General features: G+C 73.0%; 26 protein-coding genes. 12 read left to right on the top strand and 14 right to left on the bottom strand.

Going from position 1 to position 25868, the window contains the following annotated elements; all coding sequences use genetic code 11:
* Positions 1–469, bottom strand: a 469-nt coding sequence (locus ACWC21_RS32850) for a polysaccharide deacetylase family protein (RefSeq protein ID WP_450887162.1), incomplete at its 3' end; no start/stop codon positions are given.
* Between the two features lie 184 nt (positions 470–653).
* Here ACWC21_RS32850 and ACWC21_RS32845 point away from each other — a divergent pair.
* Positions 654–1115 (top strand): universal stress protein, encoded by a 462-nt coding sequence (locus ACWC21_RS32845; RefSeq protein ID WP_450887160.1) that lies wholly within the window; start codon positions 654–656, stop codon positions 1113–1115.
* Between the two features lie 131 nt (positions 1116–1246).
* Complete coding sequence (locus ACWC21_RS32840; protein ID WP_450887158.1) at positions 1247–2659, top strand: amino acid permease; 1413 nt, start codon at positions 1247–1249, stop codon at positions 2657–2659.
* Here ACWC21_RS32840 and ACWC21_RS32835 read toward each other — a convergent pair.
* Complete coding sequence (locus ACWC21_RS32835) at positions 2656–3810, bottom strand: CapA family protein (protein WP_450887157.1); 1155 nt, start codon at positions 3808–3810, stop codon at positions 2656–2658. The two genes, ACWC21_RS32840 and ACWC21_RS32835, sit on opposite strands and share 4 nt — an antisense overlap.
* Before the next feature lie 212 nt (positions 3811–4022).
* Between ACWC21_RS32835 and ACWC21_RS32830 the strand changes: the two genes are divergently transcribed.
* From ACWC21_RS32830 to ACWC21_RS32820, 3 genes are all read left to right on the top strand, one after another.
* Positions 4023–4571 carry a sigma-70 family RNA polymerase sigma factor gene (locus ACWC21_RS32830; RefSeq protein WP_450887155.1) on the top strand — a complete coding sequence of 183 codons (549 nt, stop codon included), beginning with the start codon at positions 4023–4025 and terminating at the stop codon, positions 4569–4571.
* A 140-nt stretch (positions 4572–4711) separates the two neighbouring features.
* The gene (locus ACWC21_RS32825) at positions 4712–5227 is read left to right on the top strand and encodes a hypothetical protein (protein WP_450887153.1); all 516 of its coding nucleotides are present in this window, start codon (positions 4712–4714) and stop codon (positions 5225–5227) included.
* Between the two features lie 152 nt (positions 5228–5379).
* Positions 5380–6045, top strand: coding sequence for a zf-HC2 domain-containing protein (locus ACWC21_RS32820; protein WP_450887151.1), 666 nt, complete (start codon positions 5380–5382; stop codon positions 6043–6045).
* 128 nt (positions 6046–6173) lie between these two features.
* On the opposite strand, the gene ACWC21_RS32815 is transcribed toward ACWC21_RS32820, so the two are convergent.
* Positions 6174–7037 carry an Fpg/Nei family DNA glycosylase gene (locus ACWC21_RS32815; protein WP_450887149.1) on the bottom strand — a complete coding sequence of 288 codons (864 nt, stop codon included), beginning with the start codon at positions 7035–7037 and terminating at the stop codon, positions 6174–6176.
* 31 nt (positions 7038–7068) lie between these two features.
* Complete coding sequence (locus tag ACWC21_RS32810; RefSeq protein WP_450887147.1) at positions 7069–9144, bottom strand: SpoIIE family protein phosphatase; 2076 nt, start codon at positions 9142–9144, stop codon at positions 7069–7071.
* A gap of 140 nt (positions 9145–9284) precedes the next feature.
* Here ACWC21_RS32810 and ACWC21_RS32805 point away from each other — a divergent pair, with 140 nt between their 5' ends.
* Positions 9285–10706 carry a lipase maturation factor family protein gene (locus tag ACWC21_RS32805; protein ID WP_450887146.1) on the top strand — a complete coding sequence of 474 codons (1422 nt, stop codon included), beginning with the start codon at positions 9285–9287 and terminating at the stop codon, positions 10704–10706.
* Here ACWC21_RS32805 and ACWC21_RS32800 read toward each other — a convergent pair.
* From ACWC21_RS32800 to ACWC21_RS32765, 8 genes are read right to left on the bottom strand one after another with little or no spacing between them, the layout of a single operon-like run.
* Positions 10694–11533: an amidohydrolase family protein gene (locus tag ACWC21_RS32800; RefSeq protein ID WP_450887145.1), complete on the bottom strand. Its 840-nt coding sequence runs from the start codon at positions 11531–11533 to the stop codon at positions 10694–10696. The two genes, ACWC21_RS32805 and ACWC21_RS32800, sit on opposite strands and share 13 nt — an antisense overlap.
* On the bottom strand, positions 11530–11880 hold the full coding sequence (locus ACWC21_RS32795) for an L-rhamnose mutarotase (protein WP_450887143.1): 351 nt from the start codon (positions 11878–11880) through the stop codon (positions 11530–11532). The genes ACWC21_RS32800 and ACWC21_RS32795 overlap by 4 nt, the downstream gene beginning before the upstream one ends.
* Positions 11877–12845 (bottom strand): aldo/keto reductase, encoded by a 969-nt coding sequence (locus ACWC21_RS32790; protein ID WP_450887142.1) that lies wholly within the window; start codon positions 12843–12845, stop codon positions 11877–11879. Before ACWC21_RS32790 ends, ACWC21_RS32795 begins: the two co-directional genes overlap by 4 nt.
* Positions 12842–13597 carry an SDR family NAD(P)-dependent oxidoreductase gene (locus ACWC21_RS32785; RefSeq protein WP_450887140.1) on the bottom strand — a complete coding sequence of 252 codons (756 nt, stop codon included), beginning with the start codon at positions 13595–13597 and terminating at the stop codon, positions 12842–12844. Before ACWC21_RS32785 ends, ACWC21_RS32790 begins: the two co-directional genes overlap by 4 nt.
* Positions 13594–14934, bottom strand: a complete 1341-nt coding sequence (locus ACWC21_RS32780; RefSeq protein ID WP_450887138.1) for an L-fuconate dehydratase — start codon at positions 14932–14934, stop codon at positions 13594–13596. Before ACWC21_RS32780 ends, ACWC21_RS32785 begins: the two co-directional genes overlap by 4 nt.
* A gap of 38 nt (positions 14935–14972) precedes the next feature.
* A complete protein-coding gene (locus ACWC21_RS32775; RefSeq protein ID WP_450887136.1) occupies positions 14973–16001 on the bottom strand; it encodes an ABC transporter permease in 1029 nt (342 codons plus the stop codon).
* Positions 15994–17484 carry a sugar ABC transporter ATP-binding protein gene (locus ACWC21_RS32770; RefSeq protein ID WP_450887134.1) on the bottom strand — a complete coding sequence of 497 codons (1491 nt, stop codon included), beginning with the start codon at positions 17482–17484 and terminating at the stop codon, positions 15994–15996. Before ACWC21_RS32770 ends, ACWC21_RS32775 begins: the two co-directional genes overlap by 8 nt.
* A complete protein-coding gene (locus ACWC21_RS32765) occupies positions 17481–18551 on the bottom strand; it encodes a sugar ABC transporter substrate-binding protein (protein ID WP_450887132.1) in 1071 nt (356 codons plus the stop codon). The genes ACWC21_RS32770 and ACWC21_RS32765 overlap by 4 nt, the downstream gene beginning before the upstream one ends.
* 256 nt (positions 18552–18807) lie before the next feature.
* Here ACWC21_RS32765 and ACWC21_RS32760 point away from each other — a divergent pair, with 256 nt between their 5' ends.
* The 3 genes from ACWC21_RS32760 to ACWC21_RS32750 all read left to right on the top strand — a co-directional run bounded on the left by ACWC21_RS32760 (position 18808) and on the right by ACWC21_RS32750 (position 21305).
* Positions 18808–19509 carry a FadR/GntR family transcriptional regulator gene (locus ACWC21_RS32760; RefSeq protein WP_450887130.1) on the top strand — a complete coding sequence of 234 codons (702 nt, stop codon included), beginning with the start codon at positions 18808–18810 and terminating at the stop codon, positions 19507–19509.
* Between the two features lie 88 nt (positions 19510–19597).
* A complete protein-coding gene (locus ACWC21_RS32755; protein ID WP_450887128.1) occupies positions 19598–20185 on the top strand; it encodes an Rv1733c family protein in 588 nt (195 codons plus the stop codon).
* A 118-nt stretch (positions 20186–20303) separates the two neighbouring features.
* The gene (locus ACWC21_RS32750) at positions 20304–21305 is read left to right on the top strand and encodes an NAD-dependent epimerase/dehydratase family protein (protein ID WP_450887127.1); all 1002 of its coding nucleotides are present in this window, start codon (positions 20304–20306) and stop codon (positions 21303–21305) included.
* Positions 21306–21463: 158 nt separating this feature from the next.
* Here ACWC21_RS32750 and ACWC21_RS32745 read toward each other — a convergent pair whose 3' ends face one another.
* Positions 21464–22576 (bottom strand): sensor histidine kinase, encoded by a 1113-nt coding sequence (locus tag ACWC21_RS32745; protein ID WP_450887125.1) that lies wholly within the window; start codon positions 22574–22576, stop codon positions 21464–21466.
* Positions 22577–22578: 2 nt separating this feature from the next.
* Positions 22579–23328, bottom strand: coding sequence for a response regulator transcription factor (locus ACWC21_RS32740; protein ID WP_450887123.1), 750 nt, complete (start codon positions 23326–23328; stop codon positions 22579–22581).
* A gap of 115 nt (positions 23329–23443) precedes the next feature.
* Here ACWC21_RS32740 and ACWC21_RS32735 point away from each other — a divergent pair, with 115 nt between their 5' ends.
* From ACWC21_RS32735 to ACWC21_RS32725, 3 genes are read left to right on the top strand one after another with little or no spacing between them, the layout of a single operon-like run.
* Positions 23444–24169: a glycosyltransferase family 2 protein gene (locus ACWC21_RS32735; RefSeq protein ID WP_450887121.1), complete on the top strand. Its 726-nt coding sequence runs from the start codon at positions 23444–23446 to the stop codon at positions 24167–24169.
* Positions 24166–24783: a TIGR04282 family arsenosugar biosynthesis glycosyltransferase gene (locus ACWC21_RS32730; protein WP_450887120.1), complete on the top strand. Its 618-nt coding sequence runs from the start codon at positions 24166–24168 to the stop codon at positions 24781–24783. The genes ACWC21_RS32735 and ACWC21_RS32730 overlap by 4 nt, the downstream gene beginning before the upstream one ends.
* Entirely contained in the window at positions 24780–25712 is a 933-nt protein-coding gene (locus tag ACWC21_RS32725) for a class I SAM-dependent methyltransferase (RefSeq protein WP_450887118.1), read from the top strand. The genes ACWC21_RS32730 and ACWC21_RS32725 overlap by 4 nt, the downstream gene beginning before the upstream one ends.
* The last annotated feature ends 156 nt before the right edge of the window (positions 25713–25868 follow it).

Here is a 25868-nt window from a genome sequence, read left to right as displayed (position 1 = left end):
ACGAGTGGGTCCAGGTGTGGTTGCCGACCAGGTGCCCCTCGTCGGCCATCCTGGCCAGCAGCTCCTTGTTGTCGACGGCCATCTCCCCGCACACGAAGAACATCGCGCGGACGTCGTAGCGCGCCAGGGTGTCCAGGATGTCCGGGGTGTAGCGGGGGTCCGGTCCGTCGTCGAAGGTCAGCACCATGGTCCGGCCGCGCACCGGGAACTCCAGGATGGGCTCGCTGCGCACCGCGAGCGGCCGGGGCCGGGCGCGCGGGGGACCGTATCCGGTCAGGGGCTGCAGACGGTAGGCGGACGGTCTGAGCGCGGCGCGTGCCTGCGGGCCGCCGGCGGGCGCGGCACCACCGCGCACGGGTTCCCCGCCGCCCGTCCGGGCGACGAACAGTCCGGCCGTCCCGGCGGCCCCCACGGCGGCGGCACCGGCCAGCAGGGCCCGGCGGCGCGTGAACAACTGGTCCTTCGTCATGACTCATCAGTCGCCCGGCCGGCTTCGGCACACCAGAACGACACCGGTGCGGCGGCACGAATGCACCCGCCCGGCGCAGCCGCGCGCCGCCGTACGCGGGACCCGGTGGCATCCGGTCGTCCGGTGCGGGCGGCGTCCGGGCCGGGCGGTCGGCGGAGTCGGGGGCTCCGATAGCCTGACGGCCGTGACGGAACAGCACGCCCACCAGTTCGAACGGGGCACCGACGGGCCGAAGGTCATAGTCGTCGGCGTGGACGGCTCCGAAACCTCCCTCCGGGCCGCCGCCTACGCGGCTGGTCTCGCGCGGCGGCAGCACGCCCTGCTCGCCGTCGTGTACGTCCAGCCGGTGATGTCGGCGAGCGCGGCCCTCGGGGTCCCGGTGGCGGACACGACCGACGAGATCGCCCAGGGTCTGGTCGCCCATGTCCGGGACGCTGCGGAGCGCCTCAAGGGCCTGTACGACATCCGCTGGGAGTTCCACACCTTCCGCGGCGACCCCTTCAACGGCCTGGTGAAGGCGGCGGACGACCTCAAGGCCGACGCCGTGGTCGTCGGCGCCTCGGAACAGGCCGGCCACCGCATCGTCGGCTCGGTGGCGATCCGGCTGGTGAAGGCCGGACGGTGGCCGGTGACGGTCGTGCCGTAGATCCGGCGGGACGGGGAAGCCGTCACAGGGAGGCCGCCGTTCCGCCGCCGGCCGCCTCGAAGGGCGAACCCGGGCAGCTGAGCCAGCATGATCCGCGGTCAGCCGTTACGATCGGCGAAGAGGTGAGGCGCATGGCCAAGCTGCGCACGGGTGAGGGCATTCTCCGCCGCAAACCCATCGAACACATCGAGGAGACCGAGCACGTCGAGGGTCCCCGCCTCGAGAAATCGCTCGGCCTGGGACAACTCACCGCGATCGGTGTGGGCGGCATCATCGGTGCGGGCATCTTCACCCTGGCCGGCACGGTGGCCAACGGCACGGCGGGCCCCGCGGTCCTGGTCTCCTTCCTCATCGCCGGTCTGGCCAGTGCGTGCGCCGCACTGTCGTACGCCGAGTTCGCGGGGCTGATCCCGAAGGCGGGGTCGGCCTACACCTACGGCTACGCGGTGCTGGGTGAGTTCCCGGGGTGGTTCATCGGCTGGGACCTGCTGCTGGAGTACACCGCGATCGTGGCAGTGGTCGCGATCGGCATCTCCGGGTACTTCAGCTTCCTGGTGGAGCAGTTGGGCGCGAACCTGCCCGCGTGGATGCTGGGCGCGCCCGGCACCGGGAGCGGACACCGGGTCGATCTGTTCGCGGCCGTCCTGTGCCTGCTGATCGCCTGGCTGCTGAACCTCGGCATCCGCAGCGCCGCCCGCTTCGAGACGTTCGTGGTCGCCCTGAAGGTGCTGGTGGTGCTGCTGGTGATCGGGGTCGGTGTGTTCCACATCAACAGCGCGAACTACCACCCGTTCTTCCCGTTCGGGATCAGTGGGGCGTTCACCGGTGCGGCGACCGTGTTCTTCGCGGTCTTCGGGTACGACGCCATGTCGACGGCGGCCGAGGAGTCCAAGGACGCCCTGAAGCACATGCCGAAGGCGATCATCTACTCGCTGGCGATCTCGATGGTCCTGTACGCGGCGGCCTGCCTGGTGCTTACCGGCATGCAGAACTACAAGAGCATCGACCCGGAGAGCGGATTCTCCACGGCGTTCAAGTCGGTCGGGCTGGCCGGGCTCGCGAACGTGATCGCGGTGGGGGCGATCATCGGCATCCTGACCGTCATGTTCACGTTCATGCTGGGGGTCACCCGGGTCTGGTTCGCGATGTCCCGCGACGGACTGCTGCCCGAGTGGTTCGCCAAGACGCATCCGACGCGGCACGTGCCGACCCGGGTGACCTGGATCGTCGGGGCCGCCTCGGCCGTCATCGCCGGGTTCATCCCGATCGCGGAGGCGGCCGAGCTGACCAACATCGGCATCCTGCTGGCGTTCGTGGTGGTGTGCACCGCGGTGATCGTGCTGCGCTACCGGCAGCCGGACCTGCCGCGCGGCTTCCGCACACCCTGGATGCCGTTCGTACCGGCGCTGGGCGTCGTCTTCTCCCTCTGGCTCATCACGTTCCTGCAGTGGCAGACGTGGGTGCGGTTCGCCGTGTGGTTCCTGATCGGCTGCGTGGTCTACTTCGGCTACTCGTACAAGCGGTCGGAACTCGCGCGGCGCTAGTGACCCATCATCAGCCCGTCCTTGGCCGCGCCCCTGCTGAGCACCGTGTCCCGGATCGCGTCGCGCACGCCGGTCAGGTCGGCGCCGCCCGCGATCGCCTGGTCGAGGTCGACCACCCGGCCGGCGTCGAGGTCGTACATCTGCGGGACGAACTCGGCGGCGGTCACCTCCCAGCGGCCGCCGGTCCGGGTGGGCGGGCGGAAGGTGAAGCGGGCCAGGGTGGACTCGTTGGCGCGCAGGTCCCGGGCGCCCTCGTCGTCGGGTGTCTCGCCGGTGACCTGGTCGCCCGTGCCGTACACCACCCAGGTCCCGTTGACCTTCTCGTAGGCCTGCGGGACGTGGGCGCCGCTGCCGAGGACGAGGTCGATGTCGGGGCGGCCGTTCGTGCGCGAGGCGGTGAGCCGCTTGGCGAGGGTGAGCTGCCGCCGGTCGGGGGCCTCCTGCCCCGCGGTGCCCCAGTGCAGACAGACGACGACCACGTCGGCGCCGGCCCGCCGGGCGGCACGGGCGTCGGCGAGGACGCGGCCCTCGTCGATCAGGCCGACCGCCCAGGGCTGTCCGGGGGGCAGCACGGTGCCGTCGCCGGCGTACGTGTACGCCAGGTGGGCGACCTTGGCCGGGCCCGCGCGCAGGAGCGTGGCGGTACGCGACTCGGCATCGGTGCGTGCGGTCCCCGCGTGCCCGAGGCCCACCGCGTCCATGGCGTCCAGGGTGCGCCGGATGCCGGCCGGGCCGTTGTCCAGGGCGTGGTCCGATGCGGTGGAGCAGCTGTCGTAGCCGGTGGCGACGAGACCCGCGGCCAGCTCCGGCGGGGCCTCGGAAGCCCGCTGCCCGGCATGGCCGGGGTCGGCGCCGTTGACGGCCTCCAGCTGACAGAGCGCCAGGTCCGCGGTCGACACGGCGCCCTGCGCGGCGGCCAGCATGGGACGGAAGTCACGGCCGTGGCCACCGGCGTCGAAACCGGCGCGGTCGACGACCGAACCGTGCGGCACGATGTCGCCGGAAGCCACCAGGGTGAAGCCACGGGCGGCCGCGGGCGGCGCCGGCCGCCCCGGCCGGCCGGGTTCGTGCCGTGCCTGGGCCTGACAGGCGGCGCCGCCCGCGAGAAGCGCGGTCAGGGCCCAGGCCACCTGCTGCCTGCGTGCGATCATCAGCTCACCCCACAGTTGTCGCATTTACCTACAAATAGGTACGAAGCTGGATGGCGCCCCAAACGGCTACCGCACCCTCATTGACCCGTCCGGTGTCGTGACGGGAGCGGGGCGGACCGTTCGTCGAACCGTTCGTCGACGCGATCGACCGTCCGTCGCAGATCCCCGTACGCCCCCTGTCCCCCGGCCCCGCCCTGCGGTGCCATACGGCCATGACGGCCGGAACCACCCTGCCCACCGGGACGACGACCGCCGAGCACGAGCTCGCCGCGCTGCAGCGCGAGCACGGCCGACCGCTCTTCGCACTGCTGCTGAGGCTGTGCGACGGGGACCGGCAGCGCGCCGAGGACCTCGTGCAGGAGACCCTGGTACGCGCCTGGCAGCATCCCGAGGCGCTGCGCGCGGACGACTTCGCCTCGGTACGGCCCTGGCTGCTGACCGTGGGCCGGCGCCTCGCCATCGACGCCCGCCGGGCCCGGCAGGCACGGCCGCCCGAGGTGGGTGACGCGGTCCTGGAGAACGCCCGGGTGATCGGCGACCACGCCGAACGGGCGGCCGCGACGCTCGACGTGCGCGAGGCTGTGAAGACACTCACTCCCGAGCACCGTGAAGTCCTGGTGCTCGTGTACTTCCGCGGGGCGAGTGTTGCGGAGGCCGCCGAAACGCTCGGGATTCCGCCCGGTACCGTGAAGTCACGCGCCTACTACGCGCTGCGCGCCCTGCGCCGGGTGCTCCCGGGCTACGCGGCCGACCTGCGATGAAACATCCCCGAGGCAAAGTGTTGGCAAAGCGCCTTGCTGAGGACCCCGGTTGGGCAATCAGCTGTCTTCATCCGTGTTCCGGACCGGGGGTCCGGGCGACGCGCGCGCGTACCGCACGGACCGGAGGAAGGCAGGAAGGGATGCTGCACACAGGCCAAGAGAGCACGGACGGTGCCGGCGGCGGTGACCTGGCCGTTCCCATGGCGTGGCTGTACGCCGAGTACATCGCCGACGAGCTGCTGCGCACCGGGGACCTGATGCCGCCGACGTCCTTCGAGTTCCGGGCGGGCCGGGACGCGCTGGCGCTGACCATCTTCCTGTCCGACACCGACGGCGAACTCTCCGGCATCCGGGTCGTCACCCAGCTCGAGACCTGGCTGTCGCTGACGGCGTACGACCAGCCCTGGCAGGACTGGGTGGGCGAGCGCATGGCCGAGCTCGCCGCCGAGACGGCGAAGGCGGACACCCCGTCGCCGGACCTGGCGCTGGCCGCGGACGCCTGGCGGTGGCTGGAGGAGACCGAGCTGCTCGCGCCCGATCTGGACGCGGTGCCGGGCGGTGGACCGGTGCTCGGCGAGGACGAGGGACCGAAGGTCTGGACGCCCGCCTGGCGGCTGGGACTGCCGCTCGGGCACCTCGCCATCCATCTGTTCTGAACTTTTTTCCCGGCCGGACCAATCCGGGGGCACTACCGTTACGAATCTGTTGGCTGGGATTCTGTGCACGCCTTGAGTGATTCGGCTGTCCGGTGCGTACGGGTGGGAGCAAGGAGCAACCCCACCCGCACCCATCGGCATGAGGATTCGGCATGAGGTCCCTGGAACGGCATCGCGACGTCGGCGCCTATGCGCTCGGCGTGCTCGACGAGGCGGAGGCTTTCCGCTTCGAGGACCACCTCATGGAGTGCCCGCAGTGCACGGCACACGTGACCGAATTCGGTCCCACGGCCCGCCAGTTGATGTTGTACCGGCGCGCTACGCCGCGCTTCGTGCACCCCGTGGCGCAGCCCGGGCCCCGGCTGCTGGACGGCCTGCTGGACGCGGTGGCCGCCCGGCGCCGGGTCGGCCACCGGCGCTTCCTGTTCGGTCTGGCCGCCTCGGTGGTGTTCGCCGTGGCCGGCCCCGGGGTCGCCCTGTACGCCGGTCACGCGAGCGGCGCCGAAACCCCCACGGCGCAGGTCATGGCGGCGACCGACCCGCACTCCGGCGTGTGGGCCCAGGTCACGGCCCAGGACGAAGAGCACGGCAGCGATGTGGTCCTGGAGATCAAGGACAGCGCCGGGGCCCGTTCCTGCCGCCTGGTCGCCATTGGCCGCGATGGCTCGGAACAGGTCGTGACCAGCTGGGCCGTACCCGGCCACGACTCCGGCATGACCACCGTCGCGGGTGGCTCCTCGATGCACATGGACCAGATCGCCGGATATGAGATCCGCACCGCGGCCGGACAGCGGCTGGTGAGCCTCGACGCCGGCTAGGACCGGTCGCTCGGAACCCCCGCGCGAGCCTGTTCGAGGGTGGGCGAGCCGGCGACCGACGACAACGCCGCAGATGTGCGGGCCAGGCCCCGCGGCGCCGGGACGATCCGGACGACAGGCCCTGCGACCTACTTCAGCAGCCGTGACATCCTCCGGTCCGCCAGTGGCCTGCCGCCCGTCTGGCAGGTGGGGCAGTACTGGAGCGACGAGTCGCTGAAGGAGACCTCGCGGATGGTGTCACCGCAGACCGGGCAGGGCTCGCCGGTGCGGCCGTGGACCCTGAGGCCGCTCTTCTTCTCCGCCTTCAGCCGCCCGGCGGCCAGGCCCCGGGAGCGTTCCACCGCCTCGGTGAGGACGGCGCGCAGGGCCGTGTGGAGGGTGCGGACCTCCTCCGGGGTGAGGGAGCCGGCCGGCTTGAACGGGGACATCCGGGCCGCGTGCAGGATCTCGTCGCTGTAGGCGTTGCCCACGCCCGCGATCAGGCCCTGGTCCCGCAAGGCCCCCTTCAGCCGGCGCCGCTCGCCCTCGAGCAGCGCGGCGAGCCGGTCGGCGTCGAAGTCGTCGGCGAGCGGGTCCGGGCCGAGGCGGGCGATGCCGGGAACCTCCCGCGGATCGTGCACGACGTACACCGCGAGGCGCTTCTGCGTGCCGGCCTCGGTGAGGTCGAAGCCCTCGCCGGTCTCCAGGGCCACCCGCAGGGCGAGGGGGCCCTTGCCGGGGCGCGGCGGCCCGTCGGGCAGCCGGTCCTTCCACTGGAGCCATCCCGCTCGGGCCAGATGGGTGACCAGGTGGGGGCCTTCCCGCGTCGCGATGTCGAGGAACTTGCCGTGCCGGTGCACGGAGGTGACCTCGTGCCCCTCCAGAGCGGCCGGCGGAGGGTCGTACGTCTTCAGGACACTGACGGCCACGGGCAGCACCCGCACCACCTCGCGGCCGACCAGGTGCTCGGCCAGGAAGTCCTTCAGCGCCTCGACCTCGGGCAGTTCCGGCATACGTCCAGGGTGCCATCCCGGACCGGCCCGGTCAGGCCGGGTCCGGCATCACGAACTCGCACCACACGCACTTGCCGCCGCCCCGCGCCTCCACGCCCCAGATGTCGGCGAGCCGGTCGACCAGGACCAGGCCCCGGCCGGACACGCAGGACACACCCGCGTCCCGGCGGCGGGGCAGGGCGCTGGAGGAGTCCTCGACCTCGACGCGCAGCCGGCGGTCGGCACCGCACAGGAATCTCAGGGTGACGACCGCGGAGCCCTCGGTGTGCAGCAGCACGTTGGTGATCAGCTCGTCGGCGACCAGCTCGATCTCGTCGGCCCGTTCGGCGGCGCCCCAGGCGTGGACCGTGGCGCGGATCATGTGCCGGGCGAGCCGCAGCGCCTCGGGGTCGCCGGGAGCCACGTGCTGCTGGAGCCGGCCGCCGGTGCGCGCGGTGTCCCAGCCGCGCCGGCGCAGCAGGAGCAGCGCCACGTCGTCGTCGCCGCCGCGTTCCTCGGCCACGTCGATGAGCCGGTCGGCGAGGTCGCGGACGTCGTCCGGGCCCGACTCGATGAGCGCGGTCAGGGTGCGCAGGCCGTCGTCGAGATCGGCGCCGGGCTCTTCGACGAGCCCGTCGGTGCACAGCACCAGTGTCTGGCCCGGATCGAGCTCGACGGTGGACACCGGGTACTCCAGGCGGCCGAACTCGGCGGACAGACCCAGCGGCAGGCCGCCCTCGACGGAGATCCGGCGGCACGACCCGTCGGTGTGCCGGATCATCGGGTCCAGGTGACCGGCCCGGACGACCTGGACCACGCCGGTGGTCAGGTCGGCCTCCGCGTACAGGCAGGTGGCGGAGCGGTCGGTGTCGAGTTCGTGCAGGAACACCGAGGCCCGGGCCATCACGGTGGCCGGGGTGTGCCCCTCGGCGGCGTACGCGCGCAGCACGATGCGCAGCTGGCCCATGACGGCCGCCGCGTGCGTGTCGTGTCCCTGGACGTCGCCGATGACCGCGCCGACCCGGCCCCCGGGCAGCGGTATCAGGTCGTACCAGTCGCCACCGATGTCCCGGCCGAGCGACGCGGAACGGTAGCGGACCGCCACGTCCGCCCCGGGCACGCTGGGGATGGTCCGGGGCAGCATCGCCTGCTGCAGGCCCTGGGCGAGGTCCTTCTCCTCCTCGTACAGCATGGCCCGCTGCAGGCTCTGCGCGATGCTGCTGCCGAGGGCGACGAGGACGGTGCGCTCCTCGTCGGAGAAGCCGCGCCGGTCGTTGTAGAGCAGGCCCATGGCGCCGATCGGACGGGCCTGGGCGATCAGCGGCAGGTAGGCGGCGGAGGTGATCCTCAGGTCGGTGATGTGCGGCCAGAGGATCGGATAGCCCTCGGCGAACTCCTCCGGTGACTCGATGAAGCGCGGGAGAAGGGTCCGTACGACCTCGCTCATGGGATAGGGCTCGTCGATCCGGGTGACGCCGGTGCCGGGTACGATCCCGTCCTCCGGTCCCTCGGCGACCATCCGGATCCGTCCGGCCTCCACCAGCCCCATGACCAGGCTCGTCGCGCCGAGGTGCCGGACTCCGTGGCTGTCCTTGAGGACGTCGATGACGTCCTGGACGCTGCGGGCGTGCGACAGGGCCGCGGTGATCACCTGCACCACGCCGGTCTGCCGCCGGACCGCCTCGTCCTGGGCGGCGCGCAGGCTGCGGGCCGCGCTCTCCTGGAGCTCCTGCGTGGCGTCCCGGACGATGCCGATGACCCGGCGCGGGCGACCGGTCTCGTCGCGCCGGATGTAGCCCTGGGTGTGCGTCCAGCGGCGGGTGCCGTCGCGGCAGCGGAGACGGAAGTAGGCGCCGTAGTTCTCGCTGCCGTCCTTGATGGCCTGGGCGACCACCTGGTCCAGGCGGCTGGCCTCCGGTGGAGGCACCCGGACGGCGAGGGACTCGGGACGGCCGTCGTACTCCTCCGGGAGGAGGTCGAACACCTCGTACGCCTGCGCGTCCATGTGGAACAGACCGGTGTCCAGGTCCCAGTCGAAGGTGCCCATGCGGTTGAGCACCAGTACGGGATCCGGACGGGCGGTCCGTTCGTCCGGGAGCGACAGGGCGCCCGCGCCCCGATCAGCCATGGGGCCACCATGCCAGGAATCGCCGGATTCTTCGAGTGGTGGCCGGCGGCCGGCCACCGGAGGGGTTACCCGACCGGAGCCACGCGGTACACGGAGTGACAGGCATCCGAGGCGTCACGGGGCAGGGAGAGCTCACGGCTGTGAACTGGTTCACCGCACCCGACTACTGGTTGGGCCGGCTGGTCTTCCAGCGGGCCCTGGCCGCCCTGTACCTCGTCGCGTTCCTCGGGGCGGCCGTGCAGTTCCGGGCCCTGCTCGGCGAGCGCGGCATGCTGCCGATCCCCCGGTTCGTCGCGCGGGTGCCGTTCCGGCGCGCGCCGAGCCTGTTCCAGCTGCGCTACTCGGACCGCCTGTTCGCCGGCTGCGCCTGGACGGGCTGTGCCGTCTCGGCGGCGCTGCTGGCGGGCGCGGACTCCTGGCTGCCGCTGTGGGCCGGGATGCTGCTCTGGCTGGTCCCCTGGGCGCTGTACCTGTCGATCGTCAACGTGGGCCAGACCTGGTACGCGTTCGGCTGGGAGTCGCTGCTGCTGGAGGTCGGTTTCCTGGCCGTCTTCCTCGGCAACGACGAGGTCGCCCCGCCGGTCGTGGTGCTCTTCCTGCTGCGCTGGGTGCTGTTCCGGGTGGAGTTCGGCGCCGGTCTGATCAAGATGCGCGGGGACGCGTGCTGGCGGAAGCTGACCTGCCTGGACTACCACCACGAGACCCAGCCGATGCCGGGCCCGCTGAGCTGGTTCTTCCACCGTCTGCCGGCGCCGCTGCACCGGGTGGAGGTGGCCGCCAACCACTTCACCCAGCTGGTGGTCCCGCTGCTGCTGTTCGCCCCGCAGCCGGTCGCCACGGCCGCCGCCGCCCTGATGATCGTCACCCAGCTGTGGCTGGTGCTCTCCGGCAACTTCGCCTGGCTGAACTGGATCACCATCGTGGTGGCCCTGCCGGTGGTGCGCTTCCCCGCGTCCGCCCCGGCCCTGCCGCCGGCGCCCCTGTGGTACGAGGTCGTGGTCCTCGCCGTCGCCGCGCTGCTGGTGTTCCTGAGCTACCGCCCGGTGGTGAACATGGTCTCCCGCCGCCAGGTGATGAACCGCTCCTTCGACCCGCTGCACCTGGTCAACACCTACGGCGCGTTCGGCAGCGTCAGCCGGATCCGGTACGAGGTGGTGGTGGAGGGCACGCTCGACGCCGTACCGCGCGAGGACTCGGACTGGCGGGAGTACGAGTTCAGGGGCAAGCCCGGCGACCCCCGGCGCTGGCCGCGGCAGTTCGCGCCCTACCATCTGCGCCTCGACTGGCTGATGTGGTTCGCCGCGCTGTCGCCCGGCTACGCCGGCGCGTGGTTCGGCGGTCTCGTGGAACGCCTGCTGGAGAACGACCCGGACACCCTCAGGCTGCTGCGCCGTTCCCCCTTCCCGCCGGGCGAGCCGCCGCGCCACGTCCGCGCCCGCCTCTTCCGCTACCGCTACACCACCTGGCGGGAACTGCGGGAGACGGGCGCGTGCTGGGAGCGGACGCCTGTGCGGGAGTACCTGCCGCCGACCCGGCTGGCGGGGATGTCTCAGAGGTCGTAGACCCGGGTGGCGGTGGCGCCGAAGAGCGCGGCGCTCTCCGACGCGCTCAGGCCGGCCGTCAGCTCCCGGGTGACGGCGAGCGACTCCTCGTAGGTCACCGCCAGGGTGCACACCGGCCAGTCGGAACCGAACATCAGACGGTCGGGGCCGAAGGCGGACAGGGCCACGTCCGTGTACGGGCGGAGGTCCGCGGTGGTCCAGGAGGCGGGGTCGGCCTCGGTGACCAGCCCGGAGAGTTTGGCGACGGTGTTGGGGAGCGCGGCGAGCGGCCTCAGGGCCGTCTCCCAGGGCGCGCGGGCGCCGGAGGCGATGGGCGGCTTGCCCAGGTGGTCCAGTACGAAGGTGAGCCCGGGGAGGGACTCGGCCGCCTTGACGCAGGCCGGGAGCTGGTGGGCCCGGACGACCAGGTCGTACACCAGGCCGGCGTCGGCGACGGCCAGCAGACCGCGGCGCACGTCCGGGCGGAGCAGCCATTCCGGGTCGGGTTCCGACTGGACCTGGTGGCGGATGCCCTTCAGGTACCGGCCGCCGGGCAGTTCCCGTAGACGGGCCAGTTCCTCGGCCACGTCGGGACGGGTCAGGTCGGTCCAGCCGACGACGCCCGCGATCAGCTCGTGCGTCGCGGCCAGGGCGAGGAACTCCGGGGTCTCCTGCGCGACGGTGACCGTCTGGACCAGGACGGTCCGGTCCACTCCGGCCGCCCGGGCCCGCGGCTCCAGGTCGGCCATGGTGAAGGTGCGGCGCAGCGGCCGGAGCGCGGGGCCGGTGATCCATTCCTGGTCGCGGACCGACAGGTCCCACACGTGGTGGTGGGCGTCCACCGTCATGGCAGCTCCCACACGACGGGCAGGCCGGCGTCCGCGCCGTCCCCCGAGTAGTCGTGCACGACGTCCAGCAGTTCGGCCATCCGGGCCTGCCAGGCGACGTTGACGGGCAGTTTCTCCAGTTCGGCGAGCAGGCACCCGTAGTTCTCGCACTCCAGGACGTGGAAGAGATCCGTCCCTCCCCCACGCTCGACTTCGCTCGCGCGGGGGGACCCCCACCGCCAGATCGTCCAGGAGGTGGCGCCGGCGGCGCGGATGGCGTCGGTGAGTTCGGCCGGGACCTCGCGGTGGGCGGCCTCGTACTCGGTGATGCGGTCGGCGCGGACCTTGGTGTGCAGGGCGACTCTCATGAGGGCTCCTCGGGGGGCAGCAGACCGGTGTCCCGCAGTTCCCGCCAGAAGGCGGCCGGGACCTGTGCCTCGAACTGCTCGGCGCAGTCGCGGACCTCGTGTGCCGAGCGGGCGCCGACCAGGACGCTCGCGACGGCCGGGTGCGCGGCGCAGAAGGCCAGGGCGGCGGCCCGCAGGGTGGTGCCGTGCCGGCCGGCGACGGACTGCAGGTTCCGGGCGCGCTCCAGCAACTCCCCCGGGGCCTGTGTGTAGTCGTACGTCGCGTCCGGTCGCGGATCGGCCAGCAGGCCGGAGTTGAAGGCTCCGCCGACGACCACCGACACGCCGCGTTCGACGGCGGCGGGCAGCAGTTCGGCGGCCGCGCTCTGGTCGAGGAGCGTGTACCGGCCCGCGCAGAGCACCGCGTCGACGTCCGTTTCGCGGACGAACCGGGTGAGCATCTCCGTCTGGTTCATGCCGGCGCCGATCGCGCCGACCACGCCCTCGGAGCGGAGTTTCTCCAGGGCGGGGTAGGCCTCCCGGAAGGCCTGGTCGGCGTGGTCGTCGGGGTCGTGGAGGTAGACGACGTCCACGCGGTCCAGGCCGAGCCGTTCCAGACTGGCCTCCAGGCCGCGCCGTACGCCGTCGGCACTGAAGTCCCACACGCGGCGGTGGGTGGCGGGGACGGCGAAGCCGTGCGCGAGGTCGTCGCCGCCCGCGTCCGTGGCCTCGAGGCGGCGGCCCACCTTCGTGGAGACCGTGTACTCGGCGCGCGGGTAGTGCCGCAGGACCGCGCCGAGGCGGCGTTCGGACAGGCCGAGGCCGTAGTGCGGGGCGGTGTCGAAGTAGCGGACGCCGTGCTGCCAGGCCGTGCGCACCGTTTCGTGCGCCTGCTCGTCGTCGATCCCGGTGTACAGGTTGCCGATCCCGGCGGCGCCGAAGGCCAGCGGGCTGACCCGGACTTCGCTGCGGCCGAGCGTCCTCACTGGCCCACCGGCCTCAGGCGCAGGCCCTGCATGCCGCCGTCGACGGCGAGGGAGGTGCCGGTGGTGGCGCCGGACAGGGGGCTCGCCAGGTACGCGATGGCGCCCGCCACCTCGGCGGCCGACACCAGGCGGCCGGTGGGCTGGCGGGCCTCCAGGGCGGCGCGTTCGGCGGCCGGGTCGGGGGCGGCGTCGAGCAGGCGGCCGACCCACGGGGTGTCCGCGGTGCCGGGGTTGACGCAGTTGACGCGGATGCCCTCGCGGACGTGGTCCGCGGCCATCGCCAGGGTGAGGGAGTACACCGCGCCCTTGGTCGCGCTGTACAGGGCGCGTTGTGGCAGGCCGGCGGTGGCCGCGATGGAGCAGGTGTTGACGATCGCCGCGTGCCGGGAGCGCCTGAGGTGTGGCAGGGCGGCGCGGGCGGCGCGGACCATGCCGAGGACGTTGACGTCGAAGGCGCGGCGCCACTCCTCGTCGTCGTTGTCCTCGACGGTGCCCAGGGCGCCGATGCCGGCGTTGTTGACCAGGACGTCCAGTCCGCCGAGGTCCTCGGCCGCCGAAGCGACGGCCGCGCGGACGGAGGCGTCGTCGGTGACGTCGGCGCGGAAGGCGAGCAGCGGCTTGTCGACGGACGAGGGGTCCAGGTCGAGCACCGCCACCCGGGCGCCGCGCTCGGTGAGGAGTTCGGCGGTGGCTCGTCCGATTCCGGAGGCGCCGCCGGTCACCAGGGCTTTGAGGCCCTCGAAGTCGCTCATGCCGCCTTGCCTTTCCGCGTCTCGGGGTCGGCGGCCCAGAAGCCGCCGCGGGGGAATGTGAACCGCGCGACGGACTCGGGCCGCATGGTGGCGGAGAAGCCGGGCGCGGTGGGTGCCGTGTAGTGACCGTCGCGGATCACCACCGGGGCGAGGAAGTGTTCGTGCAGGTGGTCGACGTACTCGATGACCCGGTCCTCGGTGGTGCCGGCGAGAGCCAGGTAGTCGAACATCGACAGGTGCTGGACGAGTTCGCACAGGCCCACGCCGCCCGCGTGCGGGCAGACGGGGACCCCGAACTTGGCCGCGAGCAGCAGGATGGCGAGGTTCTCGTTGACGCCGCCGACCCGGGCCGCGTCGATCTGCAGGATGTCGAGGGCGCCGGCCTGGAGCAGCTGTTTGAAGACGATCCGGTTCTGCACGTGCTCGCCGGTGGCGACCTTGACCGGGGCCACGGCGGCGCGGATCGCCGCGTGGCCGAGGACGTCGTCCGGGCTGGTGGGTTCCTCGATCCAGTACGGGTCGAAGTCGGCGAGGGCCTTGGTCCAGCGGATCGCCTCGGCCACGTCCCAGCGCTGGTTGGCGTCGACCGCGAGGCGGACGTCCGGCCCTACGACCGAGCGGGCGACCCGGCAGCGGCGTACGTCGTCCTCCAGGTCCGCGCCGACCTTGAGTTTGATCTGGGTGAAGCCGTCCGCGACCGCCCGGGCGGCGAGCCGGGTGAGCTTGTCGTCGTCGTAGCCGAGCCAGCCGGCGGAGGTGGTGTAGGCCGGGTAGCCGCGTTCCAGGAGGCGGGTCCGGCGCTCGGCGGCGCCCTCCCGGCCCCGGCGCAGCAGGTCCAGTGCCTCTTCGGGGGTGAGGGCGTCGGTGATGTACCGGAAGTCGATCTGCCCGACGAGCCACTCCGGTTCGGCGTCGGCGAGCAGCTGCCACAGCGGCTTGCCGGCACGTTTCGCGGTGAGGTCCCAGACGGCGTTGACCACCGCCCCGATGGCCATGTGCATCACGCCCTTCTCCGGCCCGAGCCAGCGCAGCTGACTGTCGCCGATCAGATCCCGGTAGAGCGATCCGGGGTCGTCGCACATCTCCTGGACCGGACGGCCGAGGACATGGTCCCGCAGCGCGTCGATCGCGGCGACCTGGACATCGTTGCCCCGCCCGATGGTGAAGGTGAACCCGTGCCCCTCGTGCCCGTCGGCCGCGTCGGTGCGCAGCACCACATAGGCCGCCGAGTAGTCCGGGTCCGGGTTCATCGCGTCGGAGCCGTCCAGCTCGCGCGAGGTGGGGAAGCGGATGTCGTAGGTGTCGACCGCGATGACGCGGGCGGGGCTCGGGGACACAGCAGACCTTTCCGTCAGGGATGATGCGGGCGTGTGAGTCAGTCCTGCGCCCGGCCCGTCGTCACGCGGGCGATCATGAGGGCGACGAGGATGATCCCGCCGTAGATGGCCTGGATCCAGAAGGACGGCACCTGGGCGAGGGTGAGCAGGTTCTGTACGACGCCCAGCAGCAGCACACCGGTCAGCGCGCCGAACATGGTGCCCTTGCCGCCGTCCAGGCTGATCCCGCCGATCACCGCGGCGGCGAACACGGTGAAGATCATGTTGTTGCCCTGGTTGGCGCTGATCGCGCCGACGTAGCCGGTCTGCATGATCCCGCCGACCGAGGCGAGGACCCCGGCGACGACGAACACGCCCAGCATCACGCGCTCGACCCGGATGCCGGCCGCGCGGGCCGCCTCCGCGTTGCCGCCGATGGCGTACAGGGCGCGGCCGACACGGTGGTACTTCAGCAGGAACCCGGTGACCGCGAAGGCCGCGGCCGCCACCCACACCGACAGCGGGACGGTGAGGAAGGTGGTGGTGGCCAGGGAGTAGAAGCTGTCCGGCATGCCGAAGAGCGTCTTGCCCTTGGTGGCGCCGACCAGCAGGCCGCGCAGCACGATCAGCATCGCCAGCGTCACGATGAACGCGTTGAGCTTGAACCTGACGACGAGGACGCCGTTGAACGCGCCGACCGCCGCGCCGACGACGAGCACCGCCGACAGGGCGAGCGGGGCCGGGAGTTCGGTGCCCCAGCCGGACTGTGCGGACGGCAGGACGAGCAGGGCTCCCACGGCGGGCGCGATACCGACCACCGATTCCAGGGACAGGTCGAACTTGCCGGTGATCAGTACCAGGGACTCGGCGAGCACCACCATGGCGAGTGCGGCGGAGGCGCCGAGGATCGAGATCAGGTTGCGCTCGGTGAGGAACGAGTCGTTGACCACCGCGCCCAGCACCATGAGCAGCAACAGAGCGGGAACGAGGGCGAGTTCACGGGCCCGGCGGAGGAGGACGGCCTTGGTGGCGCGTGGGTCGGGGGCTCTCGGCGGGGCGAGCGGCGGAGCTGCCTTGGTTTCAGCCATGGTCCACTCCTTCGATGGAGGCGATCAGCTCGTGGTCGTGCCAGCCGGCCGGGTGCTCGGCGACGACGCGGCCGTGGAAGAGGACGAGGACGCGGTCGCAGCGCCGCAGGTCGTCGAGTTCGTCGGAGACGACGAGGACGGCGGTGCCGTCGTCGCGGGCGCCGTCCACCCGGGCCAGCAGGGATTCCTTGGACTTCACGTCGACACCCGCGGTGGGGTTGATCAGGACGAGCAGCCGGGGGTCGCGGGCGAGGGCGCGGGCCATGACGACCTTCTGGGCGTTGCCGCCGGACAGGTCGGAGACCGGCTGGTCGGGCCCCTCGGCGTGGATGTCGAGGCGTTCGATGAGGTCGGTGGCGAAACCGCGTTTGCGGTCGGGCGCGACGAAGCCGTAGCGGCCGAGCCGGTCCAGTACGCCGAGGGTGGTGTTGTCTCCGATGGTCATGCCGGCCACCAGTCCCTGGTCGTGCCGGTCGCGGGGCACGCAGCCGACGCCTGCCTTCAGCGTGGCCCGTACGTCGCCGAAGGGCAGTTCCCGGTCCTCCAGCCGTGCGGTGCCGGCCGTCGGTGAGCGCAGTCCGGCGAGGGTCTCGGCGAGTTCGGTCTTGCCGCTGCCACTGGAACCGGCCAGTCCGACGACCTCTCCGCGGCGGACGGTGAGGTCGATGCCGTCGTACGTGTCGGAGGTCAGCCCGCGCACGTCGAGCACGACGGGGGACGCGTCGGCCGGCGTGCCGCGCACCGTCCGGTGGTCCTCGACCGACTCCCCGGCCATCGCCTCCACCAGCGCCGCCCTGGGCAGTTCGGCGACGGGCGCGGTGACGATCCAGCGGGCGTCGCGCAGCACCGTGACGGTCTGGCAGACCTCGTACACCTCCTGCAGGTGGTGGGAGATGAACAGGAAGGTGACGCCGGATTCCTGCAGGGCGCGCATACGGGCGAACAGCCGCTCGATCTCGCGGTTGTCGAGCTGGGCGGTGGGTTCGTCGAGGACGATGAACCGGGCGCCGAAGCTCAACGCGCGGGCGATCTCGACCATCTGGCGGTCCTCGACCTTGAGGTCGGCGGTGCGGGCGTCGGGGTCGACGCGCACGTCCCAGGTGTCGAGGAGCTGTGCCGCCTCGGCCCTGAGTCTGCGCCAGCTGATGAACCGGCGGGTGAGCGGCTGCCGGTTGATGAAGAGGTTCTCGGCGACCGTCAGCTCCGGTACGACCGTGGGCTTCTGGTAGACGCAGGCGACCTTGCGGCGCCAGGCGTCCCGGTCGGCGAGCGGGGGCGCCGGCTCGCCGTCGAAGTGGACCGTGCCCTCGTCCGGGGCCTGCAGGCCGGTGAGAACGCTGACCAGGGTGGACTTGCCGGCACCGTTGCGGCCGACCAGGGCGTGGGACTCGCCGGGCAGCACCGTGAGCCGGCCGTCGGCGAGGGCGGTGGTGGGACCGTACCGCTTGACGACGTCCCGCGCCTCGACAAGTGGCGTACTCATTTGACCGTGTTGCCCCACAGCTTGGGGTCGTCGACGTTGTCCTTGGTGACCAGCGGCGCGGGGAGCTGGTCCTCGAGGATGCCGCTCGGCAGCCTGACGATGGTGGAGTCGTGGTCGGTCGGGCCGGGCTTGAACGTCTTCCCCTGCATCGCGGCCTTGATGTAGTACATGCCGTACTTGGCGTAGGTGTCGGCCGGCTGGGAGACGGTGGCGTCCATCTGGCCCTTGCGGATGGCGTCGAACTCCTGCGGGATGCCGTCGTTGGAGACGATGACGATGTGGCCCTTCTGGCCCGTCGTCTTCAGCATGCTCTTGGACTTCAGGGTCTGCAGGGTGGGCGCGAGGTAGACGCCGCCGGCCTGCAGGTAGATGCCCTTGATGTCGGGGTTGGCGTTGAGGAGCGTGTCGAGCTTCGACGCGGCGGTGTCCGACTCCCACTTGGCCGGGATCTCCAGGACCTTCAGCTTCGGGTACTTCTTCTTCACGCAGGAGCGGAACGCCTCCGAGCGGTCCCGGCCGTTGACCGAGGCGAGGTCGCCCATGATCTGCACGACCTTGCCGCTGGTGACGTGCGCGCCGAGATAGTCACAGGCCTTCTCGCCGTAGGCGACGTTGTCCGCGCGTACGACCATGGCGACCTTGCCCTTGTCGGGCGCGACGTCCACGGCGACCACCGGTACGCCCTTGCGGTCGGCCTGGTCGAGACCGGCCTGGATGGCGGCGCTGTCCAGCGGGGCGACCACCAGGCCCTTGACGCCCTGGTTGAGCTCGTTGTTGATGTCGGTGATCTGCTGCGAGGGGTCGCTGTTGGAGTTGACCGTCTTGAGCGCGTCGACGCCCTCGGACTTGGCCATCTTCGGCACGTAGTCGTTGTACGACTGCCAGAACGGCGAGGTCAGCAGGGGCAGGACCACCCCGACCTTGCCGGTGCCGCCGCCACCGGTACCGGCCGTGCCGGTGTCCTTGGTGCTGCCGCACGCGGCGAGCGCGAGTGAGGCGCCGACGGCTGCGGCCACCACGCCGACGATCCGGGACCTGCTTCGTTTCCACACTGTTGTGCCGGGCATCCTGCGGCTCCTCGTTGAGCGACTTCGTACGCGAGCTACTTCGAGCTACTTCGAGCTGCACCAAGCGACTTCGAGCTGCTTCGAGCGACTGCGAGCGTCTGCGAGGTTGAACGACTTCGAGCAGACGTCCGCATACTTATCAGACCACTTCCCCGGAAGAACACCCTCCGACGGCAGATTTTCCCGATTCCGCGCCGTAGTGGTCGGACCAACCGGGTGGCTAGACTGCGGCGCATCCGGTGACTGGAGGAACGGCGTGGACGAGACGGCCCCACAGAAGGGCACTGTGACGCAGCGCGCCATCGAGCAGATCAAGGTGATGATCGGCGAGGGCCGCCTGGAGCCGGGCCAGCGGCTGCCCACCGAACGCGATCTCGCGGTCCAGCTGGGTATCTCCCGCAGTTCGATGCGCGAGGCGATCCGCGCGCTGACGGTGCTCGGGGTGCTGGAGGCCCGGCACGGTTCCGGCATCTACGTCACCCAGCTCCAGGCCGGTGACCTGCTGGAGACCTTCGGGGTGGTCGCCGACCTGTCCCGGGGCCCGCGGCTGGTGGAACTGCTCGAAGTGCGCCGGGTCCTGGAGTCCACGGCGACCGCCCTGGCGGCGGCCCGCATCACGCCGGACCAGCTGGCGGAGGTCGAGAAGCATCTGACGGCGATGAACGCCACCGACGACCCGGAGGAGATCCTCGCCCACGATCTGGCCTTCCACCGCGCGATCGCGGTGGCCGCGGGCAACGAGACCATGGCCGCCATCCTGGAGGGCCTGTCGTCCCGCACCTTCCGGGCCCGCGTCTGGCGCGGCTACCAGGAGGAGGGCGCCTTCGCCCGCACCCGCCGAGAGCACGCCGCCATCCACCGCGCCCTGGCCGCCCGCGACCCGGAGGCCGCCAGGGCGGCGGCGGCCGCGCACGTGGGCGAGGTGGAGGAGTGGCTGCGGGCGCAGCTGGGCCGGTGAGCGGGGTGGCCGTGCGCCGGGGTGCCCGGGGGCGCGGGCGGGCGGACACTGGGAGGGACGGGCCCGGCACGCACGAGGGGGTGTGGCCATGGCCAGGAGCCGAAGCGACAGCCACGACAGCCCGTGGACGTGGCGGTGGCGCCGCAATCCGCTGCGGCGCCCCAGCGACGTCGTCGAGGCCTGGATCGTGCTGGTCACCTGGCTGGTCGCCGTGGTGGGCAGTGTGCTCACCGGGCTGGTCACCGCGGACGCGGTGGCGCGGGGACTCGACCGGCAGTGGACCGAGCGGCATCCGGTCGAGGCAGTGCTGGTGGGGCGGGCGCCCTCGGTGACCTCGTCGCGCGGCGACGACGGCCGGGTCTGGACCGGTGTCCGCTGGACGACCCCGGACGGCGCGGTCCACACGGGCCGGACCAAGGTGCGTCCCGGCACGGCGTCGGGCACCCGGGTCACGGTGTGGACGGACCAGCGGAGTCGGGTCACCGCGAAGCCCCTGTCGCCCGGTGAGGCGGGCTTCCGGTCGGCGTGGACGGGCACCCTCGTCGCGACCGGCACGGCCGCCGCCGTGTTCGGCGGCGCCCAGCTGGCCCGTGTGGGCCTGGACCGGCGCCGGCTGCGGCAGTGGGACGAGGAGTGGGCGCGCGTGGACACCCGCCGGGGCGGCCTGACCGGCTGACACGGTGTGCGGCCGCGCGCCTTCGCGTGTCTTCGCGCGTCTTCGCGCGTCTTACGGAGTGGTGACACGGCGGCCCCGGTCCTGCCGCGGGGTGCTGCCCCGGACCTAGCCTGACCACATGCGTGTACTGGTCACCGGCGGTGCCGGTTTCATCGGGTCCCATGTCGTCGAGGCGCTGGCCGCGCGCGGACACGAGGCGCTCGTGCTGGACGTGCGGCTCGATCCGGGTGCCGACGTGCGCAACCCGACGGCGGTCGCTTCGGCCCTGGCCGGGGTGGACGCCGTGTGCCACCAGGCGGCGATGGTCGGCCTCGGCACCGGGTTCGCCGACGCGGCGGAGTACGTCTCGCGCAACGACCTGGGCACGGCTGTCCTGCTCACCGCGATGGCGGAGGCGGGCGTACGGCACCTGGTCCTCGCCGGGTCGATGGTCGTGTACGGGGAGGGCCGCTACGAGTGCCCCCGGCACGGGGTGGTGCGGCCGGGTCCGCGCACCGCCGCCGACCTGGACGCGGGCCGCTTCGAGCCCGGCTGTCCGCTCTGCGGCGCGGAGCTGTCCCCCGGCCTGGTCGGCGAGGACGCCCCGGCCGACCCGCGGAACGTGTACGCGACGACCAAGCTCGCCCAGGAGCACCTGACGGCCGCGTGGGCGCGGGCCACGGGCGGCTCGGCGGTGTCGCTGCGCTACCACAACGTGTACGGGCCGGGCATGCCCAGGGACACCCCGTACGCGGGTGTGGCCTCCTTCTTCCGTTCGGCGCTGGCCCGTGGCGAGGCCCCGCGGGTCTACGAGGACGGCGGCCAGCGGCGGGACTTCGTGCACGTGCGGGACGTGGCCGCGGCCAACGTGGCGGCGCTGGAGGCGGGTTCGCCCCGGGGCGTGCTCACGGCGTACAACACCGGCAGCGGCGAGCCGCACACCGTCGGCGAGATGGCCCGCGCCCTGTCGGCGGCCCACGGCGGCCCGGAGCCCGTGGTGACCGGTGAGTACCGCCTGGGCGACGTCCGGCACATCACGGCGGACTCCTCCCGGCTGCGGGCGGAACTCGGCTGGAAGCCGGACGTCTCCTTCGAGGAGGGCATGCACGATTTCGCCCGCGCCCGGCTCCGGGAGGAGTGACGCACGGCTTCGCCGGCGCCGAGGCCCACCCGTCAGCCCCTGGGGACGGGGGAAACCCGCCTGGAAAGTTCGGTACGACGGCGTTGAGGCCCCGCAGGACCGCAGCGGGCGGACAGCAGCCACCCCCGGGTCCCGGCACCCGCCGGGGCCCGGGGGCCTCACGCCTCGGCGGCCGGGAGGGTCACCTCGAAGCGGCAGCCGCCCGGGATGTTGCGGACGGTCGCCCGGCCCTGGTGAGCCTCGACGATGCCGCGCACGATGGCGAGGCCGAGGCCCGCGCCGGCGGGAGGCGTGCGGGCGTGGGTGCCGCGCCAGCCGGTGTCGAAGACCCGGGACAGATCCTCCTCGGGGATGCCCCCGCAGCCGTCGGTGACGGAGAGCACCACGCCCCGGGGCGAACGTTCGGCGGCGACGGCCACGGTGCCGTCGGCCGGCGTCCGGCGGATCGCGTTCACCAGCAGGTTGCCGAGGACCCGGCTCATCTCCTTGCCGTCCACCTCGACCGGCACGGCCTCGACCCGGTCGCCGACGAGGCGTACGCCGTGCTCGCGCGCGAGCGGGTCGGCGCCGGCCAGGGCGTCCCCGACGAGGTCGTACACGGAGATCCGGCTGGGACTCAGCGCCAGCGCCCCGGCGTGGATCCGGGACAGTTCGAAGAGGTCGCCCACCATGTCGTTCAGCCGCTCGACCTCGGTGCGGATCTGCCTGAGGTAGCGGGCCGGGTCGGCGGCCACCCCGTCCTCCAGTGCCTCCGACATGGCCCGCAGCCCGGCGAGCGGGGTGCGCAGGTCGTGCGAGATCCAGGCGACGAGCTCACGCCGGGACGACTCCAGGGCACGCTCGCGCTCCCTGGACTCGGCGAGCCGGGCGCTGGTGGCCGCGAGTTCACGGCTCAGCGCGTCCAGTTCGGCGGTGGCCGGGTGGGCGGGCGCCGCGAAGTCGCCGTGGTCGCCGAAGGAGCGGGCGGCGAGGGCGAGTTCACGGCTGCGCGCGACCACCCAGCGGCCCAGCAGCAGGGCCGTGGCCAGGGACACGACGGCGGCCATCGCGACGACGGTCGTCACCACGCTCAGGTCGTGCGGGGACAGGAACATCGCCTGTGCCACGGCCATGGTGCCCGCGAGCATCGCGAACACGCCGACCGCCGCCACCACGCCGAGCGACGCGGTGAGCGACCGCCGCCGGATCAGCCGCAGCACGGCCGCGCCGGCCAGTCCGGTGGCGGCCGCGGCGAGGAAGGCGTACAGGGCGATGAGGAGGGTGTCGCGCATGGTCAGTCCGCCTCCCGGCCACGGGGGTCGAAGCGGTAGCCCACGCCCCACACGGTCTGGATCAGCCGGGGCCGCGCCGGGTCGTCCTCGACCTTGCCGCGCAGCCGGCGGACGTGGACGGTGACCGTCGACAGGTCGCCGAAGTCCCAGCCCCACACCTCGCGCATCAGGTCCTCCCGGGCGAAGGCCCGGCCCGGATTCCTGAGCAGGAACGACAGGAGGTCGAACTCGCGGAGGGTCAGGGCGAGTTCGGTGCCGTCCTTGGTGGCCCGGCGGGCGGCCGGGTCGAGCGTCAGACCGGCCGAGGTCAGCGTGTGCGGCTGGACGGCGGGCCGGGTGCGGCGCAGCACCGACTCCACCCGCAGGACGAGTTCGCGGGGGCTGAACGGCTTGGTGACGTAGTCGTCGGCGCCCACTTCGAGGCCGAGGATGCGGTCGTCCTCGTCACCGCGGGCGGTGAGCATGATGACCGGCACCGGCCCGCCGGCGCGCAGCCGGCGGCACACCTCCAGGCCGTCCATGCCGGGCAGCATCAGGTCCAGCACGACCAGGTCGGGGCGGTGCGCGGCGGCCCGGGTGAGCGCGGTGGGGCCGTCGTCGGCCCGGTCCACGGTGTAGCCGGCGCGGCCGAGGTAGCCGGCGACCACCTCCGCGACCGTGGGGTCGTCGTCGACGACCAGGACGCGGGCGGAGTCGGGCGGCACGGCCTCGGCGGGGGTCCCCGCCCGGGTGAACTCGTACGGCTGCTGCATGCGTCCAGCCTCGCACCGCCTGCCCCGCCCGCGCCGCCGACGGACGCGGCCAGGGCCGTGACGTCCGCGTTTCGTAAGGAGCCGAAGTCCGATACGACCGTTTTGCGTTCGTAGGGTGAGAGCCGTGACGACCACTCCCACACCCACACCCACAGGGGTCGACGTGGTGCTCCCCTGCCTGAACGAGGCCGGGGCACTGCCCTGGGTCCTGGCCCGTATCCCGCCCGGCTGGCGCGCGCTGGTCGTGGACAACGGCTCCACCGACGGCTCGGCGGACGTCGCCCGCGCGCTCGGCGCGACCGTCGTGCACGAGCCGCGCCGCGGGTTCGGCGCCGCCTGCCACGCGGGGCTCGCCGCCGCCGACGCCGACATCGTGTGCTTCTGCGACTGCGACGCCTCGCTCGACCCGGCGCTGCTGGTGCCGTTCGTACGGGAGGTGCGGGACGGCCGGGCCGATCTGGTGCTGGGCCGGCGCCGTCCCGAGGGCCGGGGCGCCTGGCCCGCGCACGCCAGGGCCGGCAACCTCGCGCTCGCCCGGATGCTGCGCCGCCGCACGGGGCTGCGCCTGAGGGACCTCGGTCCGCTGCGGGCCGCCCGCCGCGAGGCGCTGCTCGCCCTGGAGCTCACCGACCGGCGCAGCGGCTACCCGCTGCAGATGGTGGTGCGTGCCGCCGACGCGGGCTGGCGCATCACCGAGCACGACGTCCCCTACCGGCCGCGTACCGGCGCCTCGAAGGTGACCGGCACCTGGCGCGGCACCTGGCAGGCGGTACGGGACATGAGCCGCGTCCTGGCCGAGGCGCCCGCCCGTCCACCCGTCCGAGGAGGCAGCCCCAGGTGATCACGCTCCTCGTCATCGCGAAGGAACCACGGCCGGGCCGGGTCAAGACCCGGCTCACCCCGCCGTTCACCCCCGGGCAGGCGGCCCAGCTGGCCGAGGCGGCCCTCGCGGACACCCTGCACTGCGTGGCCGCGGCGCCGGCCGCTCGCCGGGTCCTCGTTCTCGACGGGGAGCCGGGCCCCTGGCTGCCGCCCGGTTTCGACGTCGTACCGCAGTGCCCGGGCGGGCTGGACGAGCGTCTGGCCGCGGCGTTCGCCGGGTGCGACGGGCCCGCTCTGCTCATCGGCATGGACACCCCGCAGGTGACGCCGGAGCTGCTCGACGTCGGGTTCGACGACTGCGACGCATGGTTCGGACCGGCCGAGGACGGCGGTTTCTGGGCCCTCGGTCTGGCGGCGCCCGATCCCCGGCTGCTGCTGGGCGTGCCCATGTCGGTACCGGCGACGGGCGCCGTGCAGCGGGACCGGCTGGTGGCCGCGGGCCTCAGGGTGCGGGACCTGCCCCGGCTGCGGGACGTCGACACCGCCGCCGACGCGCACGCGGTCGCGGCCCGCGCGCCGCACGGCCGCTTCGCCGCCCGGCTCGCCGGTCTCACCCGGGCGGCGGACCGATGAGCACCGCCCACCGGCTCGCCCGCCCGGCCGGCCGCGGCACCACGTCGGTACGGCCGCCCTCGGGCACCGGCGTGGGCCCCGACGGTGCCCGTGTGCCCGCACCCACCCGGCCGGGCGACGGTGCACCCGCGGCCGTCCCGGACCCGACCGGACCGGACGGCGATCCCGGCACCGCCCCGTCGCCCTGGTCCACCGACGACTCCTACTCCGCGGCGCTGCGGGCCGGGCGGGGGCCGTTGTTCCTGCGGCGGGCCGACGGATGGCTGCTGCCCCTGGAGGTGGAACGCTGGTGCGCCCGGGCGGACGAGACCGATCTGGCCGTGCTGGCGCGGTGCGAGGGCACCGTGCTCGACGTGGGCTGCGGTCCCGGCCGGCTGGTGGCGGCCCTCGCGGCGCAGGGGCGGCGCGCGCTGGGCATCGACGTCAGCGAGGCGGCCGTGGCCCGCACGGTCCGGCGGGGCGGGGCCGCGCTGTGCCGATCGGTCTTCGAGCCGCTGCCGGGCGAGGGCGGGTGGGGCACCGCGCTGCTGCTGGACGGCAACATCGGCATCGGCGGGGACCCGGCGGCGTTGCTGGACCGGCTGGCCCGGCTCCTCGCGCCCGGCGGACTGCTGGTCGCCGAGACCGCGCCGGTCGACGTGGACGAACGCGCCCGGGTCCAGGTCGTGGACGCGACCGTCGTGCCCGGTCCGGCCGCCCGCCCGTTCCCCTGGGCGCGGCTTGGCACACCCGCCCTGCTGCGGCACGCGGCCCGGGCGGGCTGGCGTGCCGAGGATCAGTGGACGGCGGATTCCCGCCGCTTCGTCGCCCTGCGCAACCGCACCAGCCGCAGGGCCAGCAGCAGCGCCGAGCCGCCGAACAGCACGGCGGTGATCAGCAGCCAGCGGGCCGCGAAGCCGCTCGCCGAGAGTCCCGCGGCCGACCGGTAGCGCTCGTTCACCTGGCCGCTGATCAGCGGGAACCACACCAGGAGCAGCAGCCCGGACAGCGCGGCGGGCACCCGGACGTACAGTGTCCAGCCGCGCCGTCCGGCCGCGTCGAGCGCGCGTACGAGGGTGCGGTCGGCCGCCGCGTACAGCGGCAGC

This window comes from Streptomyces sp. NPDC001348 (assembly GCF_053597535.1).
Note: the sequence above shows the minus strand (reverse complement) of the source record. Positions and strands in the feature narration are given on the sequence as shown.